Raw genomic sequence first — 17874 nt, 5'->3', positions numbered from 1 at the left:
ATGAGTTCAAGAGAAAATATATTGAACGCCATAGCCACGAACCAACCGACATTGGTTCCGCTTCCTGTTCTTAATCGTACTTCTGTTATAAGCTATGAAGATAGATATGCCCAGTTCAAGTCGGTATTAGAAAGCATTGGTGGTAAAACAGAATTGATTTCGAATATAGAGATTGTAATAGAAAAAATTAGGTTAGATAAAGCTAACGATACTTTCATAATTGATACAATTTCTGCCGAATCAATAGATACTGCCGATACCATTGCCCTGTCAGCTTTCGAATTAGAAAAAGTAGAACGAGCTTATATAAAAGGAACGGTTGCGGTTGCTGAAAATGGGGCAGTTTGGGTTTATGAAAGTCAAATGAAAAATCGTTTATTGCCCTTTATTTGTCAGCATTTGGTTTTAGTAATCGATAAAAATGACATTGTTGCAACCATGCACGATGCTTATGATAAAATCGAGGTAGGAAGTGAAGGTTTTGGAGCGTTTATCGCTGGACCTTCAAAAACAGCCGATATTGAGCAGTCATTAGTTATTGGCGCGCATGGCGCGAGAAGTACTACGGTTTATGTAGTGGAATAAAAATTCAATTTCAATAAAAAATAAATAATCAGTAATATGGGATACAATAATATTAGGAAAAATAGTTTAAAGCGTGCAACAATAGGATTGGCACTTTCTTCAATTGTGTTATCTTCCTGTGCACAACAAAAAAACTTTGTAGTAATTAATCCATCGATGTCTGAGACGGAATTGGTTGAGATTGCGGCAAATATTGTTCCTACGCCGGAGCAGTTGCGCTGGCAACGTTTAGAGTTAACAGGTTTTATCCATTTTGGAATAAATACTTTTACTGGGAGAGAATGGGGAGAAGGAAAAGACGACCCTAAGTTATTTAACCCAACAGCATTAGATGCCAGACAATGGGTAAAAGCCTCTAAGGATGCGGGGATAAAACAAGTTATTATAACCGCAAAACACCATGATGGATTTTGCTTATGGCCAACAAAGACAACGGAGTACTCCTTGAAAAACAGCCCTTGGAAAGATGGAAAAGGTGATGTTGTAAAAGAAGTTGCTGATGCTTGTAAGGAACTTGGGGTTGGATTTGGTGTTTATGTTTCACCTTGGGATAGAAACCATCCAACTTATGGTACTGAAGCTTATAATGATGTTATGGTCGCTCAACTTACAGAATTGTTGACGCAATACGGTCAAGTAGATGAGGTTTGGTTTGATGGTGCCAATGGCGAAGGTCCTAACGGAAAAAAGCAAGTGTATGATTTTGAAAGATGGTATGCTTTAATTCGAAAATTACAACCTCAAGCCGTAATTGCTGTTTCTGGTCCTGATGTACGTTGGGTTGGTACAGAAACTGGTCATGGTCGTGAGGAAGAATGGAGTGTAGTTCCTGTTGGAAAAAAGAATAAAACAGATAATGGTTCTCAGACTAAGGTTGATACACCGCCTGCAGGAGATATGAGAGGAAGTGTTCTCGGAAGTCGCAGTCAATTGAAAGATGGTGATGCCTTAAAATGGTATCCTGCCGAAACGGATGTTTCCATTCGACCAGGATGGTTTTACCATGAAGCAGAAGACAAAAAAGTGAAAACTCCAGCGTATTTGAAAGAGATTTATTTCCACTCTGTGGGAAGAAACGGTGTGCTTTTATTGAATATTCCACCAGACAAAAGAGGTTTGTTTACGGATTATGATGTAAATGCTTTAAAAGAATGGCGAGGAAAACTGGATGAAATTTTCAAAGAGAATCTTTTGAAAGATGCCAAGGCTGTTGGAAAAGTAAAGAAAATTAAATCGCTATTAGACGGGAACGATGCGACTCATCATTTATTTTCGATGAAAGGGAATGATAATGAAGTTGAAATGGATTTAAAAGGAGAAAAAACATTCAATGTATTGTTGCTTCAAGAAAACATTAGCAAAGGACAAAGAGTAGAAAAATTTATTTTAGAGTATTGGGAAAACGGACAATGGAAGAAAGCAGCTGAGGGAACTACAATTGGTTTCAAACGCTTACTTGAGTTTCCTACGATAACTACCTCTAAAGTAAGATTACGCATTTTGTCAGCTAGATTACAACCAGCATTGGCAGAAATAGGACTGTATTTAGACACCACGGATAAAAAATAAAATAAGGCTAACGATAATCCGACACAAGCGCGGTTAAAAAAAAATATTAATTATATTTAATAATCAAGAAAAAAAAACATACAAATGAAACTTATACGATTTGGAGCAGAAGGACAAGAAAAACCAGGAGTTATAATCAACGATAAAAGATACGATGTGTCAGGAATTGTTTCCGATTATAATGAATCTTTCTTTGAGAATAATGGATTAGAAACATTAAAAGCAGCTTTGGATACCAATCCAGTTTTACCAGAGGTGGATGAAAATATTAGATTAGGTTCACCAGTAGCCAGACCTTCAAAAATAATCTGTATCGGATTAAATTATGTGGATCACTGTAGAGAAACAGGTGCACCAATACCAACGGAACCAATTATCTTTTTCAAATCGACTACTTCTTTATGCGGTCCAGATGATGATTTAATTATTCCAAAAAACAGTACGAAAACGGATTGGGAAATTGAATTGGCGTTTGTTGTGGGGAAAAAAGCGAGCTATGTTGAAGAAGCGGATGCTTTAGATTATGTGGCTGGTTACGCTTTATTGAATGACTATAGCGAAAGAGCCTTTCAAATTGAAATGGGAGGGCAATGGGCAAAAGGAAAAGGTTGCGATACGTTTGCGCCACTTGGACCCTTTTTGGCTACTCAAGACGAAATCGCTGACGTAAATAATATTCCAATGTGGTTGACTGTAAACGGAAAGAAATTCCAAAACAGTAATACCTCTAACTTGGTTTTCAAAATTCCATTTTTAGTTCATTATTTAAGTCAGTTTATGACTTTACTTCCGGGTGATATTATCAGTACAGGAACTCCTCCAGGTGTAGGATTAGGGATTAAACCAGATCCAATTTATATTAAACCAGGTGATGTTATTGAGTTAGGAATGGACGGACTAGGTTCTAGTAAACAAGTAGCGAAAGCATATTCTAAATAAATTATGGCAGCGCAAAAATATTGTTTGGCATTAGATTTAGTTGATGATGCTCAGCTGATGGCAGAATATAAATCCTATCATCAAAATATTTGGCCGGAGATTGCAAAAAGTATCAAAGATTCAGGAATTGAAGTCTTGGATATTTACAATGTTGGCAATAGGATGTTTATGATTATTGAAGCCAATGAAACATTTTCATTTGATGAAAAGTCAAAAAATGATGCCAATAATCCTAAAGTTCAAGAGTGGGAAGCACTGATGTGGAAATTTCAACAAGCCTTGCCATGGGCAAAGCCTGGAGAGAAATGGATGCTTATGGAAAAAATATTTGAATTGAAATGAGAATAGACAGCCATCAACATTTTTGGAACTATCATCCAGTAAAAGACGCTTGGATTAGTGACGCTATGAAAGTAATTCAGCAGGATTTTTTACCAGATGATCTACTTCCATTATTGGAGAAAAATAATATTGATGGCTGTGTTGTCATTCAAGCAGACCAGAGCGAAGAGGAAACTCATTTTCTGCTCGAACTTGCAGAGGAGAATGATTTCGTAAAAGGAGTAGTAGGTTGGGTCGATTTTAGGTCGGAAGACATAGCGGAACGATTGAAGTATTTTTCACAATTTGAAAAATTAAAAGGGTTTAGACATATAGTTCAAGCAGAATCTGAGGACGATTTTTTACTAAGAGATGATTTTTGTAATGGTATAGCACAGTTGGAAAAGTATAATTTCACTTATGATTTGTTGATTTTACCCAAGCATTTGTCTGTTGCTGCTGAGTTTGTGAAACGTTTTCCAAAACAAAATTTCGTGATTGATCATTTGGCTAAACCCAATTTCAAGGAGGGACATTTTACAGAATGGGAAAAAGGAATAAAAGAACTAGCAACACATAAAAATGTAGTTTGCAAGCTTTCTGGAATGGTTACTGAGGCGGATTGGATTAATTGGAAACAAGAAGATTTTAGCTATTGTCTGGATGTGCTGGTAGCCAATTTTGGAATCGATCGTTTGTTGTTTGGAAGTGATTGGCCTGTAAGTTTGTTGGCAGCATCTTATGATGAATCATGCAGTATCATTGGCAAATATTTTTCGAATTTTTCGCAGGAAGAACAGCGTAAAATTTGGGGTGGAAATGCAGTGAAATTTTATAATTTATAAAATAGAAGAGAAATGAATTTACATTTAGAGAATAAAATAGTCATTGTAACTGGTGGTGCCAAGGGAATTGGTTTGGGGATTTGTAAGGTTTTAGTTGCTGAAGGTGCAATTCCGGTTATTATAGGAAGAAAAGATAGTGACAATCAAATTGCAGTAAAGGAACTTGAAGCACTTGGAGGAAAAGTAGGATCAGTTGTAGGCGAATTGACAAAACCGGAGGACTGTGAAGATGCCGTAAAACAGGTTATTGCTAAGTATGGTCGTATCGATGGATTGATCAACAATGCAGGTGCAAACGACGGTGTTGGATTAGAAAATGGAAATTACGAGTCGTTCATGGAGTCATTGCATAAAAACTTAGTACATTATTATTTGATGGCACAATATGCCTTGCCCGAATTAAAAAAATCAAAAGGAAGTATTGTTAATATTGGTTCGAAAACTGCCGATACAGGACAAGGAGATACTTCGGGTTATGCTGCTGCTAATGGTGGGCGTAATGCTTTAACCAGAGAATGGGCGGTTGAACTATTGAAATACGGTATTCGTGTAAATGCAGTGATCGTTGCCGAATGTTACACGCCATTGTATGAAACGTGGATACGAACTTTTGATAATTCAGAGGAAAAACTAACACAGATTACCGATAAGATTCCGTTAGAAAACAGAATGACAACCGCCGAAGAAATAGCTAGTATGGTAGTCTTTCTGTTATCTGAAAAGTCGAGTCATACTACTGGTCAATTGATTTATGTTGATGGAGGTTATACTCATTTAGACAGAAGTATATAGTTTGTTTATCGTAGTTTTTATTCGAAAAGGAAACTAAAAAATATTCAAATCAATAGTGTAATTATTGGTTTGGATATTTTTTTTTTAAGTTTTTTTATTCTCAAATATACCCTTGTGCTGAGTAGTTTTTACAACTGAATTACACTAACAGAAAACATTAAAACCTAATACTTTGAAAAAGGAATAAGTATTGGACAAAAGGAGATAGAAGTGAGTAAAGCTTTGGCTTTGCCAAAAATGGAAATTGGTTGTCATTATCAGGGAATATTAGGGCAAACCTATAGTGGTATTCATATCGGAATTTTATTACTCTTATGGAAAAGTAAAAACACTGTAAAACTTCAAAAAGCGAAGTTGGTTTATACTGACAATGCGATATCAGATCATGCAAACGAACATTATTATGAGATGAAACAGTTGTACGGCCAGTATAAAAGTTTGAAAGGTATTTTAGAAGAGTATCAAAAAATAAATGGTTCTATGTTTTCGATACAACTTTTAGACAAAGCATTGGCGGCAGGGCAGATTTCTGTTTTGGAATATTTTGTGGAACTTAACTATTATAACAATTCGTATAATTCATTCTTGGAAATTGAGAAAGAATATTATGTTGTAGTAGCTTTATTATTGAATTACCAATTCTAATTTTCTCTAAGAACTATAGGGTTTAAAGCGTGTGTATTCAGATTAGAACAGCCAAATTTGTTGTCCCAGTGATTGCGGTGTGCTTAAAATACTAAACCAAATCTTTAGAAAGATAATAAAAATAAAAAATCGTCCGTAAAAATCGACTCCGTTTAAATGAAGTCGGTTTTTAGGACGATTTTTTTATTGAAATAGAAATTAACTATGTTCAGTCTTTTGTTAGAATTCCCATCTTACAAAGGCTTCCATAGCTGCATAACATGACATTCCTAATTGATCGTATAGTATTGCTGTTTCTTGATTTCGGTCTTCGGCTCTTTGCCAAAATTCCCTAGCATCAGATCCTTGGAATACCACACCGTCTTTTTGAGATTGGTGTTTAAAGATTCCATGTCTTTTAGCTAAAACTTGGTCTGGACTCATAGGAACAGCCATTTCGATTTCGTCGATTCCCCATTCTTGCCATGCACCTCTGTACAACCAAACCCAGCAATCATCCATATAATCTTTTGATTTTAGATTTTTTACGGCTTCAAAAATAGCATCAAGGCAAACTTTATGCGTTCCGTGTGGATCAGCTAAATCTCCAGCAGCATAGATTTGGTGCGGTTTGATTTTATCGATAAGATCCATAGTTAATTGGATATCTTCAGCTCCTAACGGCTTTTTCTCGATAGCTCCTGTTTCATAGAAAGGAAGTTCCATAAAGTGGATTTGATCGTCTGTCAAGCCTACAAAATTACTCGTAGCACGTGCTTCTCCTTTTCTTATTAATCCTTTCAAATGTCTAACTTCAGGAATATCTATTTCGCTATTCTTTTTGTTTTTAAGGAATTCGATTGATTTTTTATAAATATTTTCAGCTTCAACGCTTTTGATTGCAAATTTATCATTGTAGTCAATTACAAAACGTGCAAATCGAAGGGCTTCGTCATCAGCAACTGCAATGTTTCCAGAAGTTTGGTAAGCTACATGAACCTCATGACCTTGCTCTTGCAAACGCATAAAAGTTCCTCCCATACTAATGATGTCATCATCTGGATGCGGACTAAAAATCAATACTCTTTTTCTTGCTGGCTCCGCTCTTTCTGGGCGATTTGAGTCATCAGCATTTGGTTTTCCACCTGGCCATCCAGTAATCGTATTTTGTAATTTATTGAAAATTTTGATGTTGATGTCATAAGCAGGACCAGAGTCAGCTAATAAATCACTCATTCCATTTTCGATATAATCAGCGTCAGTAAGTTTTAAAATTGGTTTTTTAAGGTCTAAAGCTAATCCTAATACCGCTTTTCTAGTCAATTTATCAGTCCACTCAATTTTTTCTACTAACCAAGGTCTATTGATTCGCGTTAACTTAGAAGAAGATTCCTTGTCCAAAACATAAACAGCGTTATCATGTTCTTGCAAGAAGGAAGCAGGGATTTGATTCGTTACAGGCCCTTCGGCAGAAGCTTTAACAATATTTGCTTTTCCTTCTCCCCAAGCCATTAAAATTACTTGTTTGGCTTCCATTATTTTTTTAACTCCTAATGTAATCGCAGTTCTTGGCGTATTGTTCAGTCCAGAGAAGTCTTTACTAGCGGCAACTCTTGTAATGTGATCTAATGCAACTAATCTAGTTTTAGAGTTTTGCAGTGAACCAGATTCATTAAATCCAATGTGTCCATTTCCTCCAATTCCTAATATCTGCAGATCGATTCCACCTAAAGCTTCAATCTTGTCTTCATAGGTAGCACAGTAACCTGCAATTTGTTCTTTAGTTAAAGTTCCATCAGGGATGTTGTAATTTTCAGGCAAGATATCAACATGATCCAATAATAATTCTTTCATAAATCGCACATAGCTATTTATGGAATCAGGCTCCATTGGATAATATTCATCAAGATTGAATGTAATTACATTTTTAAAACTTAGTCCGTCCTCCTTATGTAAACGAACTAATTCGGCGTACAATCCTTTTGGCGTAGACCCAGTAGCTAATCCTAAAATACAAGACTCATTGTTGGCTTGTTTTAGCTTAATAAGTTCAGCTATTTGCTGTGCCACAGATTTAGATGCCGCTGTTGAGTTTTCAAAAACTACAGTATCTATACTTTCGAATCTTTTTTCAAAGCCGGTTGCCTTATCGATATTACTTTTTAACATTGTCAGTTTTATTTTTAAGTTGTGTTTATTCTGTTTAATTTTTATTTTTTTGACCAGCTTCTGTATTTATGACCTTTTACAGCAAAAAATAGAATCATCATATAGGCTGGTAAAAGCATTAAGTAAGCAATTTGGTTTCCACTTTTTGCCGTTGCTGTTATTCCGTCGGCTTCATTGGCTAAATTAATAGTTTGTGCTATATATCCATAAAGTAATGGAAAAATTGCACCGCCTATAATACCCATGATCAGAATTGCACCACCGATTTTTGTGTATCCTCCTAAATCTTGTAGCGCTAATGGCCAAATTGCTGGCCAACAAAGAGCGTTAGAAAGTCCCATAAGCGCCACTAATATAATCACTAATGGTAATTCTGGTATTAGGGGCAATTGAACCATAATGTCAGGAGAGATGGATACAATTAATAGCACCAATACGATTCCTAGAATTCCAGAAGCCGTTAAAGCAGCTACTTGAGAAACATATTTTGGTATCATTGTAATTCCAAAAATATATCCTATCACCATTGCAGTCATAGTAAACGACGTAAGTTTCAGGTAAAAATCACCATGATCACCATAAACACCAAGTTGTTTTCCAAATGTTCCAATCGTGTCTCCTGCGATTACTTCGGCAGCAACATATAATATCAAAGAAATTACACCCAATACTAATTGAGGGTATTTAAAAGCATTCTTCATTTGTTTGAAAATGCTTAATTCAGACACGCTTCCATCCTCATCCAAATCGATTTCAGGTAATGGAGATAGACGAATTAACACCGCCAAAACCAAAATTACAATTCCCATATAAATGTAAGGAGTTTGTAATTGTAATGCAAGTAAATCCAAAGCTTGTTCTCTTGCAACGCTATCCAGTGCTGCAATTTTCTCAGCTGTGTAGTCTTTCATATTTGATAACACCAAAGTAGTAAGTGCTAAGGGTGCTATAAAACCAGCTAATTTATTAGCTACTCCTAAAACACTGATTCTCGCTGCAGCACTTTCTCGAGGGCCAATAACCACTACATAAGGGTTTGCAGCTGTTTGCAAAATTGCTAATCCAGTTCCCATGACAAATAAAGCCACTAGAAAAAAGACAAACGTTCTTGTTTCGGCTGCAGGATAAAACATAAACGCACCTACTGCAATTACAATCAATCCAAGAGAAACCCCGTTTTTATACCCTACTTTTTCGATTACCCAGGATGACGGAATTGCCATAATAAAATAAGCAATATAGAAGGCGAAAGCTACAAAATAAGCTTGGGATTCAGTTAGTTCACAAGCCAATTCAAAAAATGGGATAAGCGGACCATTCAGCCAGGTTACAAATCCTAAGATGAAAAATAATAAGGTTAAAATAATCATCGGAATCAATACGCTACCTTGGTTTTTATTTGTAGCACTGTTAATTTGGGACATAATTTATATTTTTTAGCAATAATTAAAGGTGTTCTTTCGAACTAATAATAAATTCTTAACAAAAATAGAAGATTATTCTATTAGTTTTCCCAATTTAATGAAGGATAATGTTGTTTTAGGTATTCCTTTACCTCTGCGATATCTTCTTTAGCAGTTAAATCAGGTACATGTTCTGAAAATGGGATCCCTAAAGCCGTATTTGGATGATCTTTTAAAGAGTTTAAAAGCACTGTTGGCAATTCTTTTTCATCCCTTTCCGGATGTACAGGGCAATTTTTTAGGTAAGGATATAAAAGTTCGCCTTTGAATTTAAAAGCATTCATACTTACTCTTAATTTACCTTCGCTATCCTTATATTCGTCTAGAACATCAGCAGATGGTTTTTCTAGTATATCAAGCAAGAAGCCGTCCTCATTAAGTTTGGCAATCGCAAAACGAGAAATTCGTTCCAATGGAAAGTCCATCGCATCTCTATCATAGCTGATGAATGCACTAGGGCTTTCTGTTTCTCTAAGTGCCAGTAGGGCAGCAGTAGAATACAAATTATCACTATTACAAACAGAATAATATTGTGTATTTAATTCTGGATATTGTTCTACCGCCTGAAATAATGCATCAGCAGTTCCAAATGGTTTTACTCTTCCTTCAGGAATATATTGTGTAGCAAAAGAGATGTTTAAGCCATGAAAATTATTATTTTTAATTTCAGTACCATAAAATTCTTTAAACAAATCTCCTTGTTCTCCTATGATGATGTAGATGTTTTTATATCCAGCTCTTTTCGCATTTAATAAAAGGTAATCCAATAAAGGTCTACCATTTGGACCAACACCGATTAGTCCTTTACTTCTTTCGTTAGCTTGTGCAATTTCTTCAGCGCTTAAGCTGTCTACTGCAACAACTTGTTTTTTCATTCTGGAAGATGCGCCTCCAGCTAATATTACTAAATTGTCATGCATAATTATATTTTTTAAAGATTTATTATATTTATTGAATTCTGCATCCTGGGTCAACAGTTACAGGGTAAGCTGCAACTGCGCCTGCAGCAAGTAAAGCTTCAACTACGGGAGCTTCTTTTCCTGGCTCAGCCATAACGACAATGCTTCCTCCGCCTCCAGAACCAACAATTTTGGCACCATAAGCACCCGCATATAAGGCTGCTTTAATCATGGCATCAATTCGGGGTACAGTTATTTTTAATTGATCTCTTAATACGGCATGATGTTGATTCATCAATCCTCCAATTTTCTTTAGATCCAATGTTGGTTTTTGAAATTCGATCAAAGCCATTTTGGTATAATGATGATTTTTAATGGCAGCTTCGAAGAATGGAATCAAACGATCTGGTAAATAATTACAATATTGATCTAAATCTTCAATTTCAGCTGTGTTTAAGTCTAAATCAGGAAAATGTTCTTTTACTTTACTAATTGCTAATAAAGCATTGCCTTTCAAATCACCAATTAGTCCAATAGTTTCTTTTGGCACACCTGAAACACCAGTGATTAACCCACCTAATTCAGTCCCGATAATCGTAAAAGAAAAAGGGTCGCGAGTGTCTATATGAACAATATTCCCCACTCCGATGCTGTAATGATCCATCATTCCACCTGGTTCTCCATGTTCTACAACTTCAGATAAGTAGCCCATTTTAGAAAGGAACTCCGGAGTTACTTCTTCGTTTACGCCAAATGCATTTACTAAGAAATTTATCCAAGCCATTAATAGGGCCGAAGAACTTGAGGTACCAGAATTAATTGGAATATTTCCAGTTACCGTAATGTCATATCCAACAGTTGGAATGCAGCCGTGTCTTCTAAGTACCCGCAAAGAAGAGGCAAAATAGTCGCGCGGTGCTAGCTCTGTAAATGTTTGATTGATATCTATGTTTCTGACTTGCTCAATATCTATCATATTCAATTTGAACAGGCCAGTATCGTTTTGTACTGCTGTAAGTTTGATATTTCTGCTGATGGCACAGGCAATGACAGGTAGTCCAAGATAATCTTGATGATCTCCAAAAAGACAGGTTCTGCCCGGTGCTAATGATATAATTTCCTTCACTTTAAATATGTTAAAAATATTATTAAATTCTTATGTAATTTGTGTTTTTTCTATTAGTAAGATATGTTGTTTTTTAAGAAATATTGGTGATTTAGTAGTTTACTGATACGAAACTAGAATTATTATTTTAATAAACCAAGAGAATTCATTAAAAATGTGTTCGAACACATTTTCTAGATAAAGAATCGTTCTGTATTTAAATTTTTAATAAGAAAATAATTTAAAAAATCCTTTGCGTTTAGATTTTAATAGATGATTCTTTAGAAATCAATTGAAAATCAGTAGGCTTTTTTTTGTATTAAAAACTGAAATTACTCTTAATTTAATTAACTCATTAAGTTTAATAACAGACAGCAAAAATAATGTACTTTTTAAAGATCGATAAATATACCTACCAGTTTTTTATGAAATCTAGTTCAGTATTCGTATTTCACTTAAAAGTACGAGAAGTAGCTTGATGATTATAATATTTTTAGAATTGCGAGTGTTTTTTGGCGAGATAAATATTGTACTTTATTAAAATCAAAATATTTTATACTAAAGTTTTTATATATTTGCCCGCTATGGATAAAAAACTTACTATTAAAGATATCGCTCTGTTAGCCGGAGTTTCAAAAGGGACAGTTGATAGAGTATTGCATAAAAGAGGCAAGGTCTCTAAGAAGGCTTATGATAGTGTTAACGCGGTTCTTAATGAGATTGACTACGAACCTAATCTTATTGCAAGGAACTTGAAAAATAATAAAAACCACTCCATTAGTGTTATTCTTCCTGATCCTACTTATGACGCGTATTGGCTTCCTTGTGTAAAGGGAATCGAAGAGGCAATTAAGGAATTTAGAGCGTTTAATTTGTCTATAAAAACGCATTATTTTGATCCTACAAGTACAAAATCTTTTACAAAGGTCAACGAGAGCGTTTTAGGTTTATCACCAGATGCGGTCTTGCTTGCTCCCCTGTTTTATAAAGAAGCCTTGCAAGTAGTGGAGAAATACAATGAAAAGGGAATAATCGTAAATACCTTTAATAATCAAGTACAAGCGGAAGAAATTAAGAGCTTTGTTGGGCAGGATTTATATCGCAGCGGTAGGGTAGCGGCTAAATTGTTGGCTTTATTTTCCAATAAAGGACAGTTTGCGATCATTCATATTGACGAAAGTTATAAGAATGCGGTGCACATGCAGGAAAAAGAAAGAGGGTTTAGGACTTATTTTACTGAAAAAGGAGTCGAAGATTCACATATCAGTACTTTAAAATTAAAGAATTCTACTATTCAGACTAAATTTGTAAATTTTCTTGACGAGAATCCTAACTTGGAAGGTGTTTTTATTACAACTTCTAAAGGGTATCAGATAGCTAAAATAATTGCCGAAACAAAACCCAATAAAATTGCCATTATCGGTTATGATTTGATAGCTGAAAATGTGGATTATTTAAATCAAGGAACAATCGATTTCTTGATACACCAGAATCCCAAAAGACAGGTTTACCTGGGTATAACCTGCCTGGTTGATCATTTCATATTCGGTAAAAAAATACCGGATACTATACTTTTGCCTATTGATATTGTTAACTCTGAAAACGCCAGTTTTTATATGGAATAATATTAATGCTTTAAATCTAAAACCCCAAATGAAGATGCAATATGGAAGTTAGGGGTTTCTGTGTTAGGATTGACCCATGTTATCCAAGTGGGCTCAAAATTAATATTGTCCGTTGAATTATATTTTGCTCTAAAAATTCCAGTTTCGATCTTATTATCCTTAATCAAGTTAAACTTTTTTAGAGAGTCAATACTAATTGCACCTTCTACGGTAAAACTAGTTTCATTTTTAGAGGATCTCACATCTATATCTCCTTCGGGCCACTTCCACCCGTAATTGAATTCTTTATTAGGGTAGGCAATAAAGTCCATTATCCTTGCGTCAGTATCCATTTCAAGACAATAATAAGGGTTTAGACTGCTATCTGGTCTAAAGAAAAGCTCTACTCGGTCTGAATTACCAATACTGACAACAGTATCGTCTTTTTTGTCGATATGAATTTCTGTGTCAAAAACAGTAAAGCAAAAAAACAGCTGATTTTCATCCCAAAGCCCCTTAAATTCAATTTTTGAAGGCGTCATGCTATCCCAAGGCGATATAAAGTTTGAAAGAACTACGGCTTCTTTCCATAAGGCACTTTCACCTTTACCGGTAATTTGTAATTGGTCTGATGTGATTAAATGTACTTCGTAGGTACTTGCGTTTTGTTCCATATTTGTTATAGTGTTTTTTTGCGAACGAATGAGAATTAATAAACTAATCAAGAGTTTAGAAATCCATACTGTGTTTTACAAAAGAAGTTAAATTTAATCAAAAAGCATATACAGTAGTTCAATTTTTTTTTTTGATAATACAATTTTTGTATTGGTATAAACGTATAAAAACTGACTATCAAAGTCTTTTATCGTTCTTAATTTTATTTGAGATAATTGAAGATAATTAATTGGTAGGGTTTTTATAAGAATGTGGGACTTTGAGTTTGTATTTTAATTTAACATTTTATTAAGTAAATTTTGTGATTTTGTTAAATACATGATAGTACTGGTATTTACTTTTAACAGAGTAATAAAGAAAACTTATTACTTGTCTGTTTTGTCACCTTTGGTTTAATTTTTAATGAAAAGGCTAAATTTTAAATGATTGATTTTAAATTTATCGATACTATAGTTTAGTTATATATATTAAATGTTATTCACATGTATAATTGTTAAAACATTTAATTTACATCTATTTTTTACGAATAATAATACATTTCACTTATTTTTATGTGCTCGAAAACACAAATTTATTGTGTTCGTGCACATTTTTAACATTTTTTATTGAAGGATTAAAAAATAGTTTCTATATTCGTTAAAAGTTTAATAATTAAATACCAAAATAATGTTAAATCACTTTTTATTTTTTGCTGTTAAAAATGATTAAAAAAGTTATAAAAGCGTTTTTTGAATGTTGAGTAAATAAGTGTAAAATATAACTTTGTTCTTGTCTGTTTGTTTTGTAGAGATAAACAAAGGTGTTTAAAGAGTCTTTATTTTTCCATTTATTATATATATATAAAAGCCGTCAATTGACTAGATGTTCTAGTCACACTATAAAATCGATCTAAAAGAAACTCTAAATCAGAGCTATAATTATATATCAATTATTAACTATTAACCAAACCAATTTTATGAAACAAAAATTACACTCGCTAGAGTCTAAAATGTTTAAGGAAAAAAAGAGATTAGTTCCTTGGATATTAAAGAGGTCGACCATGCTGTGTGTTGTATTATTCAACATGTCGGCTTCCGCAAATAATGAAGATTTCTCTGCTAACAGCGAAAAAGAGGCTATCAGTACGAATCTTGAAAAAATAGCTGTTGAACAAAGTAGTATTACAGGAAAAGTAACTGGCGAATTAGGAGAAAGTCTACCTGGAGCTACAGTTAGAATCAAAGGTACAACCAAATCTGTTTCTACAGATGTTGATGGAAATTTTTCTATTGAAGCTAAGGATACTGATATCTTGGAAGTCTCTTTTATAGGTTTTGATACTAAAGAAGTTACTGTGGGGAGCAAAAAAGACCTCAAAATCAAACTTAAACCAGCGCAAAATGAATTAAGTGACATTGTGGTTATTGGATACCAAAAGGCGCATAAGAAAAATGTGAATGCTGCGGTTGCTACTATTAGCAGCAAACAATTAGAATCGATACCAGTTTTGAGTGTATCGTCTTTAATTGCAAGCTTATCTACTGGGGTTTCAACCCCAACTCAAAGTGGGGCTCCTGGAGGACGTAGTTCTGTTGTTATTCGTGGTAATTCGAATATGTCAGGGAGTGTAGATGGTACTGGATATAGTAATCCATTGTATGTAATCGATGGTGTACAAACTTCATTAGAGGATCTCGCGGGATACAATACATCTAATACTGATTTTTTAGCTTCTTTGAACCCAAATGACATTGAAAGTATCGATATGTTGAAAGATGCTTCAGCTGCTGCAATCTATGGTTCCCGAGGTGCAAATGGAGTAATAATTATTACAACTAAAAAAGGAACTGCTTTAGATAAACCAGAGTTTAACTTTTCTATGAATACTGGTTTTTCTCCAATTCCAGAACTTGTTCCGATGTTAGTGGGTTCTGCAGAAAGAAATGCCAAAATGGGCATGATAGACAAATGGTGGAAGTCACAATATGCTCAAGGTAGAGAGGTTCCAATGGTTTTGTCTGACAGTTTGAATCCAGCATTCAATAATAATGTGGATTATCAAGGGCTGTTTTATAGAACAGGTGTTACTCAAAAATACAATTTAAGTGTTAGAGGCGGATCTGAAACTTCTAATTACAGAGTCTCATTAGGTTATGATAATGCTGAAGGTGTAGTGCAAAATTCTGGTTTCAAACGTTATACTTTTGCTAGTAATCTTAATACTAAAGTTGGGAAAAGTTTTGAAAACCAACTTCGTGTAAACCTAACTTATACCGATAATAAGACCGGTCAAGGAAATCCTTATGGAGGTAATTTTAATTTTAATTCTACCTTACCCTCTGATCCTGCAAATTTAAATTCATCTTTATTTTATATTTCGGATTCTAAAAAGCAAGCAATTAAAGGGCAATTGAGTGAGAAACTGAATACGGATGAGAGCATTCAAACTACTATTTCAAACTTCTCTAGATTCAATATTATTGACGCTCTTACTTTTAATACTCAATTTAACTTTGTTTATAGTACTGAGAAGAAAAATTTCTATGAGCCTTCGATACTTCGCGAGGAAGGGGACGGTTTTGCTAGTTATGCATTATATACACGTAAGAATTTATCTTCGGATGTTTATTTAAGTTATTATAAGACTATAAGTGATCATACTTTTACTGGTATTTTAGGTACTAAAACAGATTATAATAAATATGAGGACATAGGAATTTCGGCTCAAGGTTTTGGAAGCGATGCAATCCAAGTAATTAACGACCGCTATACCCAGGAACAAATAAATGGGTACACAAGCATAGAGTCTAATGCGTTATTGTCTTATTTTGGACGTATTGGGTATAGATACAAGGAACGTTATATGATTGATGGAAGTTATAGTATAGATGGCTCTTCGCGTTTTGGTAAAGATGTTCGTTGGGCTAAATTCCCATCAGTATCTATCGGTTGGATATTTTCAGACGAACCTTTTATTAAAGAAAATATCTCAAATATTTTATCCTATGGTAAGTTTAGAGCCAGCTACGGTGTAAATGGAAAACAATTTGATGCTAACTTTTTGAGATATGGTTCCTATAACTTGGGTTACGGAGGAAATCCATTATGGTCAAATACAATGAATGTTTCTTCTTATGGAGGGGTAACAGGCGTTGTTCCTAATTACAATGCAATTGGAAATTCTAAGCTTTCTTGGGAGAATTCTACGCAATGGAATTTAGGTGTTGATTTAGATTTGTTTAATAATAGAGTGAATGTAACTTTCGATGCTTATAATAAGAAAACAGATAAATTATTTTTTGATATTCTTTTCCCTGCTTATTCGGGCTACAATAGTGCCAAAGCCAATGTTGCAGGAGTGATGAATTACGGTTGGGAAACTATGGTAAAATGGAATGTTTTTCCAAGAACAAATGATTGGAATCTTGAGTTAACTGCTGGTTTTAGCCAAAACAAAAATTATGTGACTAAACTTCCTAACGGTAATAAAGATTACTATGGAGTTGATGGTAACTATCGAGGCTTCGGATACGTTGTGGGTATGCCACTTAATCTTCCCGTCTTATTCAGGAATGAGTATATATTAGACAATTTGAATCAATTGCCAACTAATCCTTACACAGGTCAACCACTGAAAGGAAAAGATGCATGGGCTACTATAGCTCCGGGTTTCCCTATCTGGAAGGACTATAATGGGGATTACTTGCTATCTGATGATGGCGGACTTAGTGACAATATATTAGATACTAAATTTAAACCAACTCCAGATCTTATTGGTTCTTTTAATGTGAACTTGAAATACAAAGGATGGTACTTACAAGCTTATAGTCAATTCTCATTTGGATCTGATATTTTAAATTCGGTGTTACAAAAGTATATGGATAGTTATGATAGAGGAGGAACATCATGGGCAGAGCGTGGATTAGCTGATTTAAGTGACTTAAGCTTCTGGCAACAACCTGGTGATGGTGCGGCGGGAGTGCGATTCCCAGCATTATACCCATCTACTACAGGTTTACCTTCATTTTATAGATTTAGAGACGGTCAGTCTTTATGGATAGAAAGTGGTGATTTCTGGAAAATTTCTAATGCTTCGATCGGATATACCTTTGATAGAAATCCTATTTTAGAAAAGTTACACTTATCTCGCGTTCGTATTTACGGTTCTGTCTTAAATCCATACCAATGGCAGCGTTCTAAGACGGTAACTGATGCTTCTCTTGTAGACGAACATGGATATACTTACGGTAATGGATATCCACAAGCAAAAACCTTTTCTTTTGGATTGGATGTTAAATTTTAAAT

General features: G+C 34.5%; 14 protein-coding genes. 9 read left to right on the top strand and 5 right to left on the bottom strand.

The window, feature by feature from the left end:
- The 7 genes from FQU23_RS08810 (at position 1) to FQU23_RS08780 (ending at position 5696) form a co-directional block, all read left to right on the top strand.
- Positions 1 to 585, top strand: coding sequence for a lactate utilization protein C (locus FQU23_RS08810; protein WP_147673556.1), 585 nt, complete (start codon positions 1 to 3; stop codon positions 583 to 585).
- Positions 586 to 621: 36 nt separating this feature from the next.
- The gene (locus FQU23_RS08805) at positions 622 to 2154 is read left to right on the top strand and encodes an alpha-L-fucosidase (RefSeq protein WP_147673555.1); all 1533 of its coding nucleotides are present in this window, start codon (positions 622 to 624) and stop codon (positions 2152 to 2154) included.
- Positions 2155 to 2238: 84 nt separating this feature from the next.
- Positions 2239 to 3093, top strand: a complete 855-nt coding sequence (locus FQU23_RS08800; RefSeq protein WP_147673554.1) for a fumarylacetoacetate hydrolase family protein — start codon at positions 2239 to 2241, stop codon at positions 3091 to 3093.
- Positions 3094 to 3096: 3 nt separating this feature from the next.
- Positions 3097 to 3435 (top strand): L-rhamnose mutarotase, encoded by a 339-nt coding sequence (locus FQU23_RS08795; RefSeq protein WP_147673553.1) that lies wholly within the window; start codon positions 3097 to 3099, stop codon positions 3433 to 3435.
- On the top strand, positions 3432 to 4259 hold the full coding sequence (locus FQU23_RS08790) for an amidohydrolase family protein (RefSeq protein ID WP_147673552.1): 828 nt from the start codon (positions 3432 to 3434) through the stop codon (positions 4257 to 4259). Before FQU23_RS08795 ends, FQU23_RS08790 begins: the two co-directional genes overlap by 4 nt.
- Before the next feature lie 12 nt (positions 4260 to 4271).
- Positions 4272 to 5051, top strand: a complete 780-nt coding sequence (locus FQU23_RS08785; RefSeq protein ID WP_147673551.1) for an SDR family oxidoreductase — start codon at positions 4272 to 4274, stop codon at positions 5049 to 5051.
- 210 nt (positions 5052 to 5261) lie between these two features.
- Positions 5262 to 5696 (top strand): hypothetical protein, encoded by a 435-nt coding sequence (locus FQU23_RS08780; protein WP_147673550.1) that lies wholly within the window; start codon positions 5262 to 5264, stop codon positions 5694 to 5696.
- A 219-nt stretch (positions 5697 to 5915) separates the two neighbouring features.
- Here the strand turns inward: FQU23_RS08780 and nagB are convergent, their stop codons facing one another.
- The 4 genes from nagB to FQU23_RS16355 form a co-directional block, all read right to left on the bottom strand.
- Positions 5916 to 7844, bottom strand: coding sequence for a glucosamine-6-phosphate deaminase (nagB, locus tag FQU23_RS08775; protein ID WP_147673549.1), 1929 nt, complete (start codon positions 7842 to 7844; stop codon positions 5916 to 5918).
- 41 nt (positions 7845 to 7885) lie between these two features.
- Positions 7886 to 9268: a sugar MFS transporter gene (locus FQU23_RS08770; protein WP_147673548.1), complete on the bottom strand. Its 1383-nt coding sequence runs from the start codon at positions 9266 to 9268 to the stop codon at positions 7886 to 7888.
- Between the two features lie 80 nt (positions 9269 to 9348).
- On the bottom strand, positions 9349 to 10227 hold the full coding sequence (locus FQU23_RS08765) for a sugar phosphate nucleotidyltransferase (RefSeq protein WP_147673547.1): 879 nt from the start codon (positions 10225 to 10227) through the stop codon (positions 9349 to 9351).
- Between the two features lie 28 nt (positions 10228 to 10255).
- Positions 10256 to 11332, bottom strand: a complete 1077-nt coding sequence (locus FQU23_RS16355; RefSeq protein WP_147673546.1) for a galactokinase family protein — start codon at positions 11330 to 11332, stop codon at positions 10256 to 10258.
- A gap of 563 nt (positions 11333 to 11895) precedes the next feature.
- Between FQU23_RS16355 and FQU23_RS08755 the strand changes: the two genes are divergently transcribed.
- Positions 11896 to 12936 carry a substrate-binding domain-containing protein gene (locus FQU23_RS08755; protein ID WP_147673545.1) on the top strand — a complete coding sequence of 347 codons (1041 nt, stop codon included), beginning with the start codon at positions 11896 to 11898 and terminating at the stop codon, positions 12934 to 12936.
- A 2-nt stretch (positions 12937 to 12938) separates the two neighbouring features.
- Here the strand turns inward: FQU23_RS08755 and FQU23_RS08750 are convergent, their stop codons facing one another.
- A complete protein-coding gene (locus FQU23_RS08750; protein WP_147673544.1) occupies positions 12939 to 13589 on the bottom strand; it encodes a sugar-binding protein in 651 nt (216 codons plus the stop codon).
- A 956-nt stretch (positions 13590 to 14545) separates the two neighbouring features.
- Between FQU23_RS08750 and FQU23_RS08745 the strand changes: the two genes are divergently transcribed.
- Complete coding sequence (locus tag FQU23_RS08745) at positions 14546 to 17872, top strand: SusC/RagA family TonB-linked outer membrane protein (protein ID WP_147673543.1); 3327 nt, start codon at positions 14546 to 14548, stop codon at positions 17870 to 17872.
- The last annotated feature ends 2 nt before the right edge of the window (positions 17873 to 17874 follow it).

This window comes from Flavobacterium sp. XN-5, from assembly GCF_008033395.2.
GTDB classification, from domain to species: Bacteria; Bacteroidota; Bacteroidia; order Flavobacteriales; family Flavobacteriaceae; genus Flavobacterium; species Flavobacterium hiemivividum.
Note: the sequence above shows the minus strand (reverse complement) of the source record. Positions and strands in the feature narration are given on the sequence as shown.